The sequence below is a fragment of the Salipiger thiooxidans genome (assembly GCF_900102075.1).
Lineage (GTDB): Bacteria > Pseudomonadota > Alphaproteobacteria > Rhodobacterales > Rhodobacteraceae > Salipiger > Salipiger thiooxidans.
Genome location: NZ_FNAV01000004.1, coordinates 253,482 through 267,017, shown reverse-complemented (window position 1 = coordinate 267,017; position 13,536 = coordinate 253,482). Strand labels below are relative to the sequence as shown.

The following is a 13,536-nucleotide window of genomic DNA, read 5'->3' as shown; positions in this document are numbered from 1 at the left end:
GGGAACCGCCTCAAAGGCCCTGCCCCGGTTTCACGTCCTTCAGCTCCATCGCCTTGGCCGGGTCGCGCCACATCTGTGCGAGCACGTTCTGGCGCTTGACGTCCTGGCGGTGACGCAGGGTCAGCACGATGGCCCCGATCATCGCGACCAGCAGGATCAGCCCCGCAAGCTGGAAGGCGAGGAAGTAGCGGTCGTAGATCAGCACGCCTAGGGCGGCGGTGTTCTGCATGTCGCCGGGCGTCGGGGCCGAGAGCTGGCCCGCGGCCAGGTCCGAGGTTTCCCACGCGCCGAAGGCCATGCCGAGCTGCATCAGGATGACCACCCCGATCAGCAGCGCCAGCGGCATGTATTTCGCCATCCCCGCGCGCAGCTCGGCGAAGTCCACGTCGAGCATCATCACCACGAAGAGGAAGAGCACCGCCACTGCGCCCACGTAGACGATCACCAGCAGCATCGCCACGAACTCGGCGCCCAGCAGAACGAAGAGCCCCGCCGAACTGAGGAAGGCAAGGATCAGCCAAAGCACCGAGTGGACCGGGTTGCGGCTGATGACAGTGAACAGCCCGCCCAAGATGGTGCAGAGCGAAAAGAGGTAGAAGGCGAACACGGTCATGCTTCGTCATCCTTGTTGTCTTCCATCACCTCGCGCGCGAGTTCCATGGCGCGGGTCATGGCAGGAATGCCTGCGAACATCGACATGTGGGCGATGGTCTCGGCGATCTCGTCCTTGGTGGCGCCGGCCTCGATCAGGTGGCGCACGGTCATTCTGATCGGCGTATCGGCCTGCGCGCCCTGCATCGTCAACCCCGCCAGGGTCAGCAGCAGCCGGGTCTTGGCATCGAGCCCGTCCTTCGACATGCCGCGCCCGAACCAGAACTCCATGAAGTCCTTGGGCATGGTCGGCCAGAGCTTCTCGAACTCGCGCGGGGCGAAGCTTTCCAGCGCCGGGTTGAAGGCCTTCGCCATCTCCTGCGCCTGCTGCATCATCAGCTCGAAGGGGGTCTTGGGGTCGCTCATGCCGTCTCTCCTTCTGCGCGCACGTCCCCCGCCCGCCGCGGGATGCGGCGGAAGGCGGTCAGGTCAGGAACGGTACGGGTGGCGATCATGGCTTCCTCGGTCCGATCAGCGGTAGGGCGCGTCCAGTTCCAGGTTGCGAGCGATCTCGGCTTCCCAGCGCTCGCCGTTGTCGAGCAACTTCTGCTTATCGTAGAAGAGCTCTTCGCGGGTCTCGGTGGAAAACTCGAAGTTCGGCCCCTCGACGATGGCATCGACCGGGCAGGCCTCCTGGCAGAAGCCGCAGTAGATGCACTTGGTCATGTCGATGTCGTAGCGCGTGGTGCGGCGGGATCCGTCGTCACGCGGCTCGGCGTCGATGGTGATGGCCTGCGCCGGGCAGATTGCCTCGCACAGCTTGCAGGCGATGCAGCGCTCTTCCCCGTTGGGATAGCGGCGCAGCGCGTGCTCGCCACGGAAGCGGGGCGACAGCGGGCCCTTCTCGTGCGGGTAGTTGAGCGTCGGCTTGGGTGCGAAGAAGTAGCGCAGGCCAAGCTGGAAGCCCTTGATGAAGTCCGCCAGCAGGAAATATTTCGCGGCGCGGGCGTAATCGATCTGAGTCATTGGCTTGCTTAACCTCCCATGGTCCAGCGGGCGAAGATCCCCCAGAACCAGCCGAATTTGGCGGCGAAGGAGACGAAGACCACCCAGGCGAGGCTGAAGGGCAGGAACACCTTCCAGCCGAGTCGCATGAGCTGGTCGTAGCGATAGCGGGGCGTGATCGCCTTCACCATGGCGAACACGAAGAAGAAGAAGGCCATCTTGCCGACCATCCAGAGCGCGCCGTCCGGCAGGCCCGGGATCGGCGACAGCCAGCCGCCGAAGAACAGCAGCGAGGTGAGCGCGCACATCAGGAAGATGGCGATGTATTCACCGGCCATGAAAAGCAGGAAGGGCGTTGCCGAGTATTCCACCTGGTAGCCGGCCACCAGCTCCGATTCCGCTTCGGGAAGGTCGAAGGGCGGGCGGTTGGTCTCGGCCAGCGCCGAGATGAAGAACAGGAAGACCATCGGGAAATGCGGCAGCCAGTACCAGCCCAGGAGGCCCCAGCCGGTGTCCTGCGCGGTCACGATCTGGCCGAAGTTCATCGAACCGGTCGAGATGATCACGCCGATGATGATGAGACCGATGGAGACCTCGTAGGAGATCATCTGCGCCGCCGAGCGCAGTGCCCCGAGGAACGGGTATTTCGAGTTCGACGCCCATCCGCCCATGATCACGCCGTAAACCTCCAGCGAGGAGATGGCGAAGACGTAGAGGATGGCGACATTGACGTCCGCCAGCACCCAGCCGTCCGAGAACGGAATCACCGCCCAGGCGATCATCGCGCAGACGAAGGAAATCATCGGCGCCATGATGAACACGGCCTTGTCGGACCCCGCCGGGATCACCACTTCCTTGACGACGTATTTCAGCGCGTCGGCCACGGACTGGAGAATGCCGAAGGTGCCCACGACGTTGGGCCCGCGCCGCATCTGGACCGCGGCCCAGATCTTGCGGTCGCCGTAGACCAGGAACAGCAACGAGATCATCACGAATGCCAAGACGGCCACGCATTGCGCGAGGATGATCACGAAGGTTCCGAACGGGGTTGAGAAGAAGTCTGCCATCAAGTGTCCCTCACACCATCGGTATTCCGTTCTCGGCACAGGCCAGCGCGACGACTTCCGCGTCGATGGTCTTGAGCCCTCGCGGCAGCGCCGCCGAGATCGTGTAAACAGCATCTCCGCGCCAGAGGCCACCCTCTTGCGCGACATTCGTGCGCAGATGCCGCGCGAAGCCGTAGCCCCGGATCAGCGCATACTGCGCCGCAGCGCATTCCGCGTAGTCCTCGACGTCCGAGGAGCCACGCGCGCCGCGCATCGCGACGAAGAAATTCACCAGATCGCCGTCCAGCAGCGCCGTCTCGACGCCCTCGTAGACCGGCTCGAACGGGGCCGGCTCCCGCGGCTCGGTCTCGCCGCAGGAGGTCAGCGCCGCAAGCGCCAGACTGGATATGGCGAGACGCGACCACATGCCTACTCCGCCGCGATCGGCTGGTCCTTGCGGGCCTTGGCGTTGGCCGAGAGCTCGGCCATCAGGACCGAGGCGCGGGCAACCGGATTGGTCAGGTAGAAGTCGCGCAGCGCGTAGCGGAAGCTGGCGCTGCCGAGGCTGGCCTGCGGAAGCGACGACCAGGCGTTGCCCGGGACCACGTCGATCTCGGCGAGGTGCGGAACCTCGGCCACCAGCTTCTGACGCAGCTGCGCGAGGCTGTCCCACGGCAGGGTCGCACCGATCTCGGCGGAGAGCGCCCGCATGATCGCCCAGTTTTCCTTGGCCTCTCCCGGCGGGAAGCAGGCGCGCATGGCCAGCTGCGGACGGCCCTCGGTGTTGACGAAGAGACCGTTTTCTTCCGTGTAGGCGGCGCCCGGCAGAATCACGTCGGCGCGGTGTGCGCCGCGGTCGCCGTGGCTGCCCTGGTAGATGACGAAGGGGCCCTCGGCGATCTCGACCTCGTCGGCGCCGAGGTTCCAGACCACGTCCGCTCCGTTCATCGCCGCGTCGAGCCCGCCCTCGGTCACGGCGCCCGCATCCATCGCGCCCACGCGGGCGGCGGCGGTGTGCAGCACCATGAACTTGCTCCGGGTGTCCTCGGCCAGCTTCATCGCGGCGGCGAGCACGGCGGCGCCATCGGCCTCCTGCAGCGCGCCCTGCCCGACGATGACCACCGACGGCGCCTCGAGCACCGAGTCGTACTCCTTGTCGAGCAGCGACGACAGCGCGGCGCGGTCGGCGCCCACATGGGCGTAGTCGTAGGTGAGGTCGACCGCCTCGCCCACCAGCCCGACCTTGGCGCCATGCAGCCAGGCCTTGCGGATGCGGGCGTTCAGCACCGGCGCCTCGTCACGCGGATTGGCGCCGATCAGCTGGATGAACTGCGCGGTGTCGATGTCCTCGATGGTGGCGTTGCCGACATAGCCCGCGCGGTTGCCCGCGGGCAGCTTGGCACCGTCGGTGCGGCACTCGACCGAGCCGCCCAGCCCCTCGATGATGGTCTTGAGCGAGAACGCGGCCTCGACCGGAGCGAGATCGCCCACCAGCCCCACCGGCTTCGACGCGCCCTTGAGCGCCGCCGCGACCTTCGTCAGCGCCTCGGGCCAGGTGGCGGGCTTCAGCTTGCCGTCGACGCGGATGTAGGGACGGTCGAGACGCTGGCGGCGCAGGCCGTCCCAGACGAAGCGGGTCTTGTCCGAGATCCACTCCTCGTTGATGCCGTCGTGGTTGCGCGGCAGGAAGCGCATCACTTCGCGGCCCTTGGTGTCGACGCGGATGTTCGAGCCCATGGCGTCCATGACGTCGATGCTCTCGGTCTTGGTCAGCTCCCACGGGCGGGCGGTGAAGGCATAGGGCTTGGAGACCAGCGCCCCCACCGGGCAGAGGTCGATGATGTTGCCCTGCAGGTTCGAATCCAGCGTCTGGTTCAGGTAGCTGGTGATCTCGGCATCCTCGCCGCGGCCGGTCTGGCCCATCTGGGTGATGCCCGCCACCTCGGTGGTGAAGCGCACGCAGCGGGTGCAGGAGATGCAGCGCGTCATGTGGGTCTCGACCAGCGGGCCGAGGTCGAGGTCGGTGACAGCGCGCTTGGGCTCGCGGAAGCGCGAGAAGTCGACGCCGTAGGCCATCGCCTGGTCCTGCAGGTCGCATTCGCCGCCCTGGTCGCAGATCGGGCAGTCGAGCGGGTGGTTGATGAGCAGGAACTCCATCACCCCCTCGCGGGCCTTCTTGACCATCGGCGAGTTGGTCTTGACCACCGGCGGCTGGCCTTCCGGCCCCGGCCGCAGGTCGCGGACCTGCATCGCGCAGGAGGCGGCGGGCTTGGGCGGGCCGCCGACGACCTCGACAAGGCACATGCGGCAGTTTCCCGCGATCGACAGGCGCTCGTGGTAGCAGAAGCGCGGCACCTCGATCCCGGCCGTCTCGCAGGCCTGGAGAATGGTCATCGCACCGTCGACTTCGACCTCGTTTCCGTCGATGATGATCTTGCGCAGGTCACTCATTGGCATCTTCCCAGACAGAATTTCCCAGGGGCCGGCACCTCTGCCGACCCGGGCACGGGCGTGCTGGCGCCGGCGTGTCCCCGCCGTGCGTGCCCCACATCACCATGCCCTCAGGAGCGCGCCGATCTGCGAGCCCCTTTCGATTTCCTGACGACCGATGCGGCAGTAGTCCGCCTCGACGCCCAGTGTCACGCCGCGGGCCTTCAGCCAGGCCTCGCCCTCGGCGCGGTATTTCTTCTTCTCGGCCTTCGAGGTCACGTAATCCTCGATCTCGTCCTCGCTGTACCCCAGCGCGCGGGCCCTCGACTTGAGTTCGCCCAGGTAGCTGTAGGCCCGGAACATGCGGGCGCTGATGCTGCCGCAGCGGCTGCGGATCTCGTCGGCGAGCCCCACGGCCAGCAGCCCGTCGTGGATTTCCTTGACCGTACCCAGCGAGGGCCTGGCGGCAGCAGCCTGCGGCAGCAGGGCGGCGCCCATCACGGCCGCGACCAGCAGGGTCTTGATCTTGCGCATGTCATGTCTCCCGAACAGGGTTGCGGGGCCGCCGGCGTGGCGACCTCCTCTCCCCCGGAAGGTGGGAACGCCGGGTGCAGTCATGCAATAGCACGCCGCGCACGCCCCCGTTATGACAGCCGCTCCGGTCACTCGAGGCATTCCCCCCGATAGGTCAGCTTGTCCTTCTCGATCGGCAGCTGCGACGGCGGCGTGTCCGGGCCGATGGCCCAGCGGATGTCCGAGCTGCCGAGATAGTCGATGCAGTACTTGATCGCCTCGTAACTCGCCGCCGCGCGCGCGCCGTCGATCGAGGCGCTGACGGGGCCCGCCGTGGCCACGAACTGCTTGCGGTTGTCCTTGATGCCCTTGGCATCGCCGGGGAAGCGCATGCCGCCGTACTGGTAGGCGTTGTTGCCGCCGCAGCCGGCGAGCGCCAGCAGCACGAGGCCGGGCAGCGCGAGGGCCCTGAGGCGGGTGCGGGTGGAAGAAGTGGTCATGCCGTCCCTCACGATTTCTGCAGCACGCGCCCGAGCTCGGAGCCCTGGGCGATCTCGGACTCGCCGACGGCGCAGAGGCTGGCCGGGGCCGCCTCGGACGCGCCGCGGGCGGAGAGATAGCTCTTCACCGCCGCTGTGGTCGTGTCGAAGTCGTGGTTTGCGTAGGCCGCCTCGAGCGTGGCGCGATCGACGCCCTCGGCCGCCAGTTCCTCGGTCGCGCGATGCACCGCCCCGCCATAGGGCGACGGCGCGAGGAAGATGCCCTCGGAATAGCAGACATCGGCGATGCGCTCGGCCAGCGTCAGCGTGGCGACGCGGCTTTCCCAGCGACCGCTGGACGCGCCCGGGGCTGCGGTGCCGCCCAAGGGCGCAGGCCCTGCGGCGCAGCCGGCGAGCGCCGCAAGCGCGACGAGCGGGTATGCGAAACGCGACACGGTCATTCCGCCGCCATCGCGCCGCTGCGACCGGTGCGCTTGGCCTTGATGCGGTCCTCGATTTCGTCCCGGAAGTGCCGGATCAGACCCTGAATCGGCCAGGCCGCCGCGTCGCCGAGCGCGCAGATGGTGTGGCCCTCGACCTGCTTGGTGACGTCGAGCAGCATGTCGATTTCCTCGACCTCCGCCTCGCCGGTCACCAGGCGGTCCATGACGCGCATCATCCAGCCGGTGCCTTCGCGGCACGGCGTGCACTGGCCGCAGCTCTCGTGCTTGAAGAACTTCGACAGGCGCCACACCGCCTTCACCACGTCCACCGAGTTGTCCATGACGATCATGCAGCCGGTGCCGAAGGAAGAGCGGTTCTCGCGCATCCAGTCGAAGTCGAAGATCGCATCCTCGAGCGCGTGCTTGGGCAGCACCGGGCACGAGGCCCCGCCCGGGATGATGGCCTTGAGGTTGTCCCAGCCGCCGCGAATGCCGCCGCCGTGCTTCTCGATGATCTCGCGCACCGAGAGCGACATCTCTTCCTCGAAGACGCAGGGCGTGTTCACGTGACCGGTCAGCGCCATCAGCTTGGTGCCCGAGTTGTTCTTGCGGCCGAAGCCCGAGAACCACGAGGCGCCGCGGCGCAGGATGGTCGGCACGACGGCGATGGACTCGACGTTGTTCACCGTGGTCGGGCAGCCGTAGAGACCGGAGCCGGCCGGGAATGGCGGCTTCATCCGCGGCATGCCCTTCTTGCCCTCAAGGCTCTCGATCAGCGCGGTTTCCTCGCCGCAGATGTAGGCGCCGGCACCGTGGTGCAGGTAGAGGTCGAAATCCCAGCCGGTGCCACAGGCGTTACGGCCGATCATGCCCTTGTCATAGGCCTCGTCGATGGCCGCCTGCAGAGCTTCCTTCTCGCGGATGTATTCGCCGCGGATGTAGATGTAGGCCGCATGTGCTCCCATCGCGAAGGAGGCGATCAGCGCGCCCTCGATCAGTGTGTGCGGATCGTGGCGCATGATCTCGCGATCCTTGCAGGTCGCGGGCTCGGATTCGTCGGCGTTGATGACCAGGTAGGACGGCCGGCCGTCGCTCTCCTTGGGCATGAAGGACCACTTGAGCCCGGTCGGGAAACCTGCCCCGCCGCGTCCGCGCAGCCCCGAGGCCTTCATCTCGTCGATGATCCAGTCGCGGCCCTTGCCGATGATGTCGGCGGTTCCGTCCCAGTGGCCACGCTTCTTCGCGCCCTCCAGCGTGCGGTCATGCATGCCGTAGAGATTGGTGAAAATGCGGTCCTCGTCCTTCAGCATCGCATCACTCCTCGTTCGAGCGGTTCTTCCGGCGCGCACGCCAGAGCCCGTAGATCATCCATATCGCCGTCCCGAACCCGGCGATCGCCGCCAGGTCGAAGAAGGCTCTCGTGCGCTGGCTCCAGTCCAGCGCGACACCCGCGGCCGTTGCGGCCATCCAGGCAAGCCCGGTTCCGGCGATCACCAGCGCGATGATGCGCCCCTGCCGGCTGTGGCTGTCCCGGTCGTTCATTCCCCGGCCCCGGTCCCTTTCGCGGCCCCCGACGGTCGCAACCCGCAGCGCCGGAAGAGCGGTCTGTCACCGGCCCCGGTCGCGCGGGCCCCTGCCCGTCTGCCAGTTTCATCCTGCACCGTGTCCCTGCGGAACCCAGGCGCCCTTGTCGTGCCGTCGCGCGGTCTCAGTAGACCTCGCCCTCGTCCACCCGCGTCGAGAATGCGGTCTCGCCCCCGGCGGCGAGGATCTTTGCCTGCCCGATCCAGTCATCGCGCGAGACGCGGCCGCGGAACCCGTTGAGGTTGCCGTCCATCCAAGCCACTTCGGCGGCAGTCCAACCGGCGATCTGGTCGAAGTGGTAGATCCCGAGCTCGTTCAACTGCTCCTCGAGCTTGGGGCCGACCCCCTTGATTTCCTTCAGGTTGTCCGCCCCGCCATCGCGCGGAGCCGACAGTGCCTCGGGCCGGGTGCCCGCGTCCTCTGCGACCGCCTCGGCCGTCTCGCCTTCGTAGCGCCACGCGCCCTTGCGGCCCGCCAGTTCCGCCTCGCCCGCGAGTGCCTTGCTGGGCTTCACCAGCGGCTCGGCGGTCTTCTCGGCGGCGGACGCCAGTTGCGGCGCGGCTGCGGGTGCCGGCGTTGCGGTCGGCGCCGGGGCGGCGCTGGCCTCGGCCGGAGACGCCACGGGCTTCGGGGCAGGCACCGGCTTGGGCGTGACCGGGGTCAGCTTCGGCACAGGCGCGCAGCTCACCCAGATGAAGAGCTGCGACAGGAGCACCATCGCGAGGACACCGAGGACGAGCGCCGCGACGAAGCCGCGATCCGCGCCAAGCGCGAACAGCGCCACGAACAGACCGACCACCGCGGCGGCGATCCAGCATTTGCGTCGGCAGGTCCCTTCCATCGTCGTGTCCGTCATTCCCCGTTCTCCTCCTCACCCGAGCCTTGCGGCCCCCTTATTCGTCCGCGTCGTCACCTTTCCCGGAGCGCTGCGAGAACTCGGTCTCGCCCCCCGCTGCCAGCGTCCTGGCCTGTGCGACCCATTCGTCGCGGGTCACGCGGCCGCGGAAGCCCTGCAGGTTCTCGTCGACCCAGGCGACCTCGTCCGGCGTCCAGTTGGCGATCTGGTCGTAGTGATAGAAGCCGAGGCTGTTGCACAGCTCTTCGAGCTTCGGCCCCACGCCCTTGATCTTCTTGAGGTCGTCCGCCCCACCCTCGCGCGGCGCGTCGAGCGCCTCGGGGCGGGTGCCGGCGGTCTCGGCGGGCTGCTCGGAGCCGCCCTCGACCGGCTGCTTGGGCTCGCCCGCGGGCGTCACCGGCGCCTCGCGCTTGTCGATGCCGGTGTCGTCGGCGCTGGCCCCGTCCGAGAGCTTGGGCGCGTGGGTGTCGGGCACCGCGTCGCCGTCCTCGTCCGAGCGGTCGCGCCACGGCGTACGCAGCGGCACTTCGCTGCCGTCGATGCGCTTGACCGTGTCGCCGATGTCGGTGGCGAGCGCCACCGAGGCATTGTACTGCGCGCGACCGTCGACATGGGCGGTCAGCACCACCGGGCCGCCGAGCGGCTCGGAGCCGTAGCGGCCGTTCTGCGGGCCCGGCACCGGCACCTTGCCGGCGGCGAGTTCGTCGAGGATCTCGCCGAGGCGCTCGGCGGTCAGGTCCTCGTAATAGTCCTTGCCGATCTGGGCCATGGGCGCGTTGGCGCAGGAGCCGAGACATTCCACCTCTTCCCACGAGAACTTGCCGTCGGGCGAGACCACGTGGGCCTTGGGCGCGATCTTCTCCTTGCAGACGCCGATCAGGTCCTCGGCGCCGCAGATCATGCAGGTTGTGGTGCCGCAGACCTGCACATGCGCCACCGATCCCACCGGCTGCAGCTGGAACATGAAGTAGAAGGTCGCCACCTCGAGCACCCGGATGTAGGCCATGCCGAGCATGTCGGCCACGGTCTCGATCGCCTTCTGGGTCAGCCAGCCTTCCTGCTCCTGGGCGCGCCACAGAAGCGGGATGACCGCGCTGGCCTGACGGCCCTCGGGATACTTCGTGATCTGCCCCTCGGCCCAGGCGAGGTTGTCCGGGGTGAAGGCGAAGCTTTCTGGCTGTTCGGGATGGAGACGGCGCAGCATCGGCGGATGGCCTCTTTCTCAGGGTCTGGTGCGCGCGCGGCGCGCGCGGGCCTCGCGGCCCTCATGGGTTATGGCGTCGGAGCCCGTCACCCGGTTCAGCCGGCGGTGGCCATGTCGCCGGTCGCGTCGGCGACCGGGGCTGCCGGTTCCGCGACCGGGGTGCAGGCGCCGGAGGTCAGGCGGAAGCCGCCGGTCTCGGTGCGCTCGCCGTTGCCGCCCGCGATGCGGTAGTTCGCGACCTGCTGGATCTGCTCGCGGGTCAGCCCGGTCTGCAGTTCGACGGCAAGGTAATCGGCTTCGTAGTCCAGCGCGCAGCCGATCGAGTCCACGGCGTCGTCGAACGCCAGCATCTGCTGGTCCTCGACCCCTTTGGGCGGCAGCGCAAGGCAGCCTGCGGTTGCAACGAGCGGCAGCACCGCCAGGCAATTCTTCAGCATCACGATCCTCAAGTCCCTCTTTCCTGTCACGGCCTCCGACGGGCCGGGTGGACCGCGGCGCGCCTCGCGCCCTGGTCCGCTAAACTCTCCGCCTCAGCGGTCGACCTCACCGAACACGATGTCGAGCGACCCGAGGATCGCGGCCACGTCGGCCAGCTGGTGCCCCTTGCAGACGTAGTCCATCGACTGCAGGTGCAGGAAGCCCGGCGCGCGCAGCTTGGCGCGGTAGGGCTTGTTGCTGCCATCGGCCACCAGATAGACGCCGAACTCGCCCTTGGGCGCCTCGACGGCGGCGTAGACCTCGCCGGCGGGGACGTGGAAGCCCTCGGTGTAGAGCTTGAAGTGGTGGATGAGCGCCTCCATCGAGGTCTTCATCTCGGACCGCTTCGGCGGGGTGATCTTGCCCCGCGCCAGAACGTCGCCCTGATTTTCGGGCATGCGCAGCTTCTCGACGGCCTGCTTCATGATCTTCACGCTCTCGCGCATCTCGGCCATGCGGCAAAGGTAGCGGTCGTAGCAGTCGCCGTTCTTGCCGACCGGGATCTTGAACTCGAACTCGTCGTAGCATTCGTAGGGCTGGGCACGGCGCAGGTCCCAGGCGAGGCCCGAGCCGCGCACCATGACGCCGGAATAACCGTGCTCCTGGATGTCCTGCTCGGTGATCACGCCGATGTCGGCGTTGCGCTGCTTGAAGATGCGGTTCTCGGTCAGCAGGTCGTCGATGTCCTGCAGGCGGGCCGGGAACTGGTCGCACCACGCGTCGATGTCGTCGATCAGCTTGGGCGGCAGGTCCTGGTGCACGCCGCCGGGCCGGAAATAGGCCGCGTGCAGGCGCGCGCCGCAGGCCCGCTCGTAGAAGACCATGAGCTTCTCGCGTTCCTCGAAGCCCCAGAGCGGCGGCGTCAGAGCGCCCACGTCCATGGCCTGGGTGGTCACGTTCAGCAGGTGATTCAGGATGCGCCCGATCTCGCAGTAGAGCACGCGGATCAGCTGCGCCCGGCGCGGCACCTCGACCCCGGTCAGACGTTCGATCGCGATGCACCAGGCGTGTTCCTGGTTCATCGTGCCGACGTAGTCGAGACGGTCGAAATACGGCAGGTTCTGCAGGTAGGTGCGGCTTTCCATCAGCTTCTCGGTGCCGCGGTGCAGCAGGCCGATGTGAGGATCGCAGCGCTCGACGATCTCGCCGTCGAGCTCGAGCACGAGACGCAGCACGCCATGGGCCGCGGGGTGCTGCGGGCCGAAGTTGATGTTGAAGTTGCGGATCTTCTGCTCGCCGGACAGCGCGTCGGTGCTGCCGTCGTCGAATTTCGAGCCGTCCATCATTTCGATGCCTCCGCCTTTTCATCGCCGGGCAGCACGTACTGGGCGCCCTCCCAAGGCGACATGAAGTCAAACTGCCGGTATTCCTGCACGAGGCTTACCGGCTCGTAGACGACACGCTTGAGTTCTTCATCGTAGCGCACCTCGACATAGCCCGTGGTCGGGAAGTCCTTGCGCAGCGGGTGGCCCCGGAAGCCGTAGTCGGTGAGGAGGCGGCGCAGGTCCGGGTGGCCCGAGAAGATGATCCCGAACATGTCGAAGACCTCGCGCTCGAACCAGTTGGCACTGACGTGCACGCCCGTGATCGAGGGCACCACCTCGTCCTCGCGCACGGCGACGCGGACGCGGATGCGGTGGTTCTGGTACATCGACAGGAAGTGGTAGACCACGTCGAAGCGCTTGGCCCGCTCGGGGTAGTCCACCGCCGTGATGTCGACCAGCGTCGAAAAGCGGCAGGACGGGTCGGTCTTCAGAAACTCGACGAATCCCGCGATGTTGGACGAGGCCACGTCGACGTTCAGCTCGTCGAACGACACGTTCCAGCCCAGCACGCAATCCGGGCGCTTGAGCTCGAGATGCCCGCCGAGTTCGCTCATTGCCTGCGTCATTGCTCGCCTCCCCTCAGCGCACGATGGTTCCGGTGCGGCGGATCTTCTTCTGCAGCGCCATGATGCCGTAGAGCAGCGCCTCGGCCGTGGGCGGGCAGCCGGGAACGTAGACGTCCACCGGCACGATGCGGTCGCAGCCGCGCACCACGGAATAACTGTAGTGATAGTACCCGCCGCCGTTGGCGCAGGAGCCCATCGAGATCACGTAGCGCGGCTCGGGCATCTGGTCGTAGACCTTGCGGAGCGCCGGCGCCATCTTGTTGGTGAGCGTGCCTGCGACGATCATCAGGTCCGACTGGCGCGGGCTGGCGCGCGGGGCGGTGCCAAAGCGTTCAAGGTCGTAGCGCGGCATCGAGGTCTGCATCATCTCGATGGCGCAGCAGGCGAGACCGAAGGTCATCCAGTGCAGCGAGCCGGTACGCGCCCAGTTGATCACGTCGTCGACCGAGGTCAGCAGGAAGCCCTTGTCCTGAAGCTCGCGGTTCAGCGCCTGTGTCGCCACCTCGCGGTCGGGTCCGGCGGTGGTCGGTCCGGTCATCACTCCCATTCGAGCGCCCCTTTCTTCCATTCGTAGGCGAAGCCCGCGGTCAGCACCGCAAGGAACACCATCATCGACCAGAAGCCGACCATGCTCACGTCCTTGAAGGCGGTGGCCCAGGGGAACAGGAAGGCGATCTCGAGGTCGAAGATGATGAACAGGATCGACACGAGGTAGAACCGCACGTCGAATTTCATCCGCGCATCGTCGAAGGCGTTGAACCCGCATTCGTACGCCGAGACCTTCTCGGGGTCAGGATGGCGCACGGCCAGCACGACGGCGGCGAGGATGAGGATCGCACCGAGGGCGATTGCGACGGCTAGGAAAACGAGGATCGGGAGATATTCCCGCAGCATCTCTTCCACTTGCTGGCTCCTTTGCGAGGCGCGCCGGAAGGTTGGCGCGGAAACCATGGCGGTGTTGCCTTGCTATTCGTGACTTATCGCCGGTGCAAGACAGGGTCAACAAGCACGCCAAAT

18 protein-coding genes are annotated in these 13,536 nt (G+C 67.2%); all 18 read right to left on the bottom strand.

Annotated features, from left to right (window positions below):
• Positions 1-10: 10 nt before the first annotated feature.
• The 18 genes from BLQ77_RS07610 to BLQ77_RS07525 all read right to left on the bottom strand — a co-directional run bounded on the left by BLQ77_RS07610 (position 11) and on the right by BLQ77_RS07525 (position 13,422).
• Positions 11-613: an NADH-quinone oxidoreductase subunit J gene (locus tag BLQ77_RS07610; protein ID WP_089957475.1), complete on the bottom strand. Its 603-nt coding sequence runs from the start codon at positions 611-613 to the stop codon at positions 11-13.
• A complete protein-coding gene (locus BLQ77_RS07605; RefSeq protein WP_008884627.1) occupies positions 610-1,017 on the bottom strand; it encodes a carboxymuconolactone decarboxylase family protein in 408 nt (135 codons plus the stop codon). Before BLQ77_RS07605 ends, BLQ77_RS07610 begins: the two co-directional genes overlap by 4 nt.
• Before the next feature lie 105 nt (positions 1,018-1,122).
• The gene (nuoI, locus tag BLQ77_RS07600) at positions 1,123-1,617 is read right to left on the bottom strand and encodes an NADH-quinone oxidoreductase subunit NuoI (protein ID WP_008884682.1); all 495 of its coding nucleotides are present in this window, start codon (positions 1,615-1,617) and stop codon (positions 1,123-1,125) included.
• Between the two features lie 8 nt (positions 1,618-1,625).
• On the bottom strand, positions 1,626-2,663 hold the full coding sequence (gene nuoH / locus BLQ77_RS07595) for an NADH-quinone oxidoreductase subunit NuoH (protein ID WP_008883906.1): 1,038 nt from the start codon (positions 2,661-2,663) through the stop codon (positions 1,626-1,628).
• 10 nt (positions 2,664-2,673) lie between these two features.
• Positions 2,674-3,069, bottom strand: coding sequence for a YNQ4 family lipoprotein (locus BLQ77_RS07590; protein ID WP_089957472.1), 396 nt, complete (start codon positions 3,067-3,069; stop codon positions 2,674-2,676).
• Positions 3,070-3,071: 2 nt separating this feature from the next.
• The gene (nuoG, locus tag BLQ77_RS07585) at positions 3,072-5,093 is read right to left on the bottom strand and encodes an NADH-quinone oxidoreductase subunit NuoG (RefSeq protein ID WP_089957467.1); all 2,022 of its coding nucleotides are present in this window, start codon (positions 5,091-5,093) and stop codon (positions 3,072-3,074) included.
• Positions 5,094-5,192: 99 nt separating this feature from the next.
• On the bottom strand, positions 5,193-5,606 hold the full coding sequence (locus BLQ77_RS07580) for a DUF5333 domain-containing protein (protein WP_089957465.1): 414 nt from the start codon (positions 5,604-5,606) through the stop codon (positions 5,193-5,195).
• A gap of 128 nt (positions 5,607-5,734) precedes the next feature.
• Positions 5,735-6,085, bottom strand: coding sequence for a hypothetical protein (locus tag BLQ77_RS07575; protein ID WP_089957462.1), 351 nt, complete (start codon positions 6,083-6,085; stop codon positions 5,735-5,737).
• A gap of 8 nt (positions 6,086-6,093) precedes the next feature.
• Positions 6,094-6,525: a DUF5333 family protein gene (locus BLQ77_RS07570; protein ID WP_089957459.1), complete on the bottom strand. Its 432-nt coding sequence runs from the start codon at positions 6,523-6,525 to the stop codon at positions 6,094-6,096.
• Entirely contained in the window at positions 6,522-7,817 is a 1,296-nt protein-coding gene (gene nuoF, locus BLQ77_RS07565) for an NADH-quinone oxidoreductase subunit NuoF (protein WP_008886009.1), read from the bottom strand. Before nuoF ends, BLQ77_RS07570 begins: the two co-directional genes overlap by 4 nt.
• Before the next feature lie 4 nt (positions 7,818-7,821).
• Positions 7,822-8,049, bottom strand: coding sequence for a DUF5337 domain-containing protein (locus tag BLQ77_RS07560; protein WP_089957456.1), 228 nt, complete (start codon positions 8,047-8,049; stop codon positions 7,822-7,824).
• A gap of 166 nt (positions 8,050-8,215) precedes the next feature.
• Complete coding sequence (locus BLQ77_RS07555; protein WP_089957454.1) at positions 8,216-8,947, bottom strand: helix-hairpin-helix domain-containing protein; 732 nt, start codon at positions 8,945-8,947, stop codon at positions 8,216-8,218.
• A 37-nt stretch (positions 8,948-8,984) separates the two neighbouring features.
• The gene (locus tag BLQ77_RS07550; protein WP_089957451.1) at positions 8,985-10,151 is read right to left on the bottom strand and encodes an NADH-quinone oxidoreductase subunit E; all 1,167 of its coding nucleotides are present in this window, start codon (positions 10,149-10,151) and stop codon (positions 8,985-8,987) included.
• Positions 10,152-10,246: 95 nt separating this feature from the next.
• The gene (locus BLQ77_RS07545) at positions 10,247-10,588 is read right to left on the bottom strand and encodes a hypothetical protein (protein ID WP_040384427.1); all 342 of its coding nucleotides are present in this window, start codon (positions 10,586-10,588) and stop codon (positions 10,247-10,249) included.
• A 93-nt stretch (positions 10,589-10,681) separates the two neighbouring features.
• Positions 10,682-11,911, bottom strand: a complete 1,230-nt coding sequence (locus BLQ77_RS07540; RefSeq protein ID WP_206889831.1) for an NADH-quinone oxidoreductase subunit D — start codon at positions 11,909-11,911, stop codon at positions 10,682-10,684.
• Complete coding sequence (locus BLQ77_RS07535) at positions 11,911-12,519, bottom strand: NADH-quinone oxidoreductase subunit C (protein WP_089957448.1); 609 nt, start codon at positions 12,517-12,519, stop codon at positions 11,911-11,913. The genes BLQ77_RS07540 and BLQ77_RS07535 overlap by 1 nt, the downstream gene beginning before the upstream one ends.
• Positions 12,520-12,532: 13 nt before the next feature.
• Positions 12,533-13,066: a NuoB/complex I 20 kDa subunit family protein gene (locus BLQ77_RS07530; protein ID WP_083791812.1), complete on the bottom strand. Its 534-nt coding sequence runs from the start codon at positions 13,064-13,066 to the stop codon at positions 12,533-12,535.
• Entirely contained in the window at positions 13,057-13,422 is a 366-nt protein-coding gene (locus BLQ77_RS07525) for an NADH-quinone oxidoreductase subunit A (protein ID WP_008885187.1), read from the bottom strand. The genes BLQ77_RS07530 and BLQ77_RS07525 overlap by 10 nt, the downstream gene beginning before the upstream one ends.
• Between the last annotated feature and the right edge of the window lie 114 nt (positions 13,423-13,536).

What these genes read in the sequence shown, in the direction of transcription:
- BLQ77_RS07610 (WP_089957475.1), bottom strand. Translation starts at nt 613, where the DNA reads ATGACCGTGTTCGCCTTCTACCTCTTTTCGCTCTGCACCATCTTGGGC.
- BLQ77_RS07605 (WP_008884627.1), bottom strand. Translation starts at nt 1,017, where the DNA reads ATGAGCGACCCCAAGACCCCCTTCGAGCTGATGATGCAGCAGGCGCAG.
- nuoI (WP_008884682.1), bottom strand. Translation starts at nt 1,617, where the DNA reads ATGACTCAGATCGATTACGCCCGCGCCGCGAAATATTTCCTGCTGGCG.
- nuoH (WP_008883906.1), bottom strand. Translation starts at nt 2,663, where the DNA reads ATGGCAGACTTCTTCTCAACCCCGTTCGGAACCTTCGTGATCATCCTC.
- BLQ77_RS07590 (WP_089957472.1), bottom strand. Translation starts at nt 3,069, where the DNA reads ATGTGGTCGCGTCTCGCCATATCCAGTCTGGCGCTTGCGGCGCTGACC.
- nuoG (WP_089957467.1), bottom strand. Translation starts at nt 5,093, where the DNA reads ATGAGTGACCTGCGCAAGATCATCATCGACGGAAACGAGGTCGAAGTC.
- BLQ77_RS07580 (WP_089957465.1), bottom strand. Translation starts at nt 5,606, where the DNA reads ATGCGCAAGATCAAGACCCTGCTGGTCGCGGCCGTGATGGGCGCCGCC.
- BLQ77_RS07575 (WP_089957462.1), bottom strand. Translation starts at nt 6,085, where the DNA reads ATGACCACTTCTTCCACCCGCACCCGCCTCAGGGCCCTCGCGCTGCCC.
- BLQ77_RS07570 (WP_089957459.1), bottom strand. Translation starts at nt 6,525, where the DNA reads ATGACCGTGTCGCGTTTCGCATACCCGCTCGTCGCGCTTGCGGCGCTC.
- nuoF (WP_008886009.1), bottom strand. Translation starts at nt 7,817, where the DNA reads ATGCTGAAGGACGAGGACCGCATTTTCACCAATCTCTACGGCATGCAT.
- BLQ77_RS07560 (WP_089957456.1), bottom strand. Translation starts at nt 8,049, where the DNA reads ATGAACGACCGGGACAGCCACAGCCGGCAGGGGCGCATCATCGCGCTG.
- BLQ77_RS07555 (WP_089957454.1), bottom strand. Translation starts at nt 8,947, where the DNA reads ATGACGGACACGACGATGGAAGGGACCTGCCGACGCAAATGCTGGATC.
- BLQ77_RS07550 (WP_089957451.1), bottom strand. Translation starts at nt 10,151, where the DNA reads ATGCTGCGCCGTCTCCATCCCGAACAGCCAGAAAGCTTCGCCTTCACC.
- BLQ77_RS07545 (WP_040384427.1), bottom strand. Translation starts at nt 10,588, where the DNA reads ATGCTGAAGAATTGCCTGGCGGTGCTGCCGCTCGTTGCAACCGCAGGC.
- BLQ77_RS07540 (WP_206889831.1), bottom strand. Translation starts at nt 11,911, where the DNA reads ATGGACGGCTCGAAATTCGACGACGGCAGCACCGACGCGCTGTCCGGC.
- BLQ77_RS07535 (WP_089957448.1), bottom strand. Translation starts at nt 12,519, where the DNA reads ATGACGCAGGCAATGAGCGAACTCGGCGGGCATCTCGAGCTCAAGCGC.
- BLQ77_RS07530 (WP_083791812.1), bottom strand. Translation starts at nt 13,066, where the DNA reads ATGGGAGTGATGACCGGACCGACCACCGCCGGACCCGACCGCGAGGTG.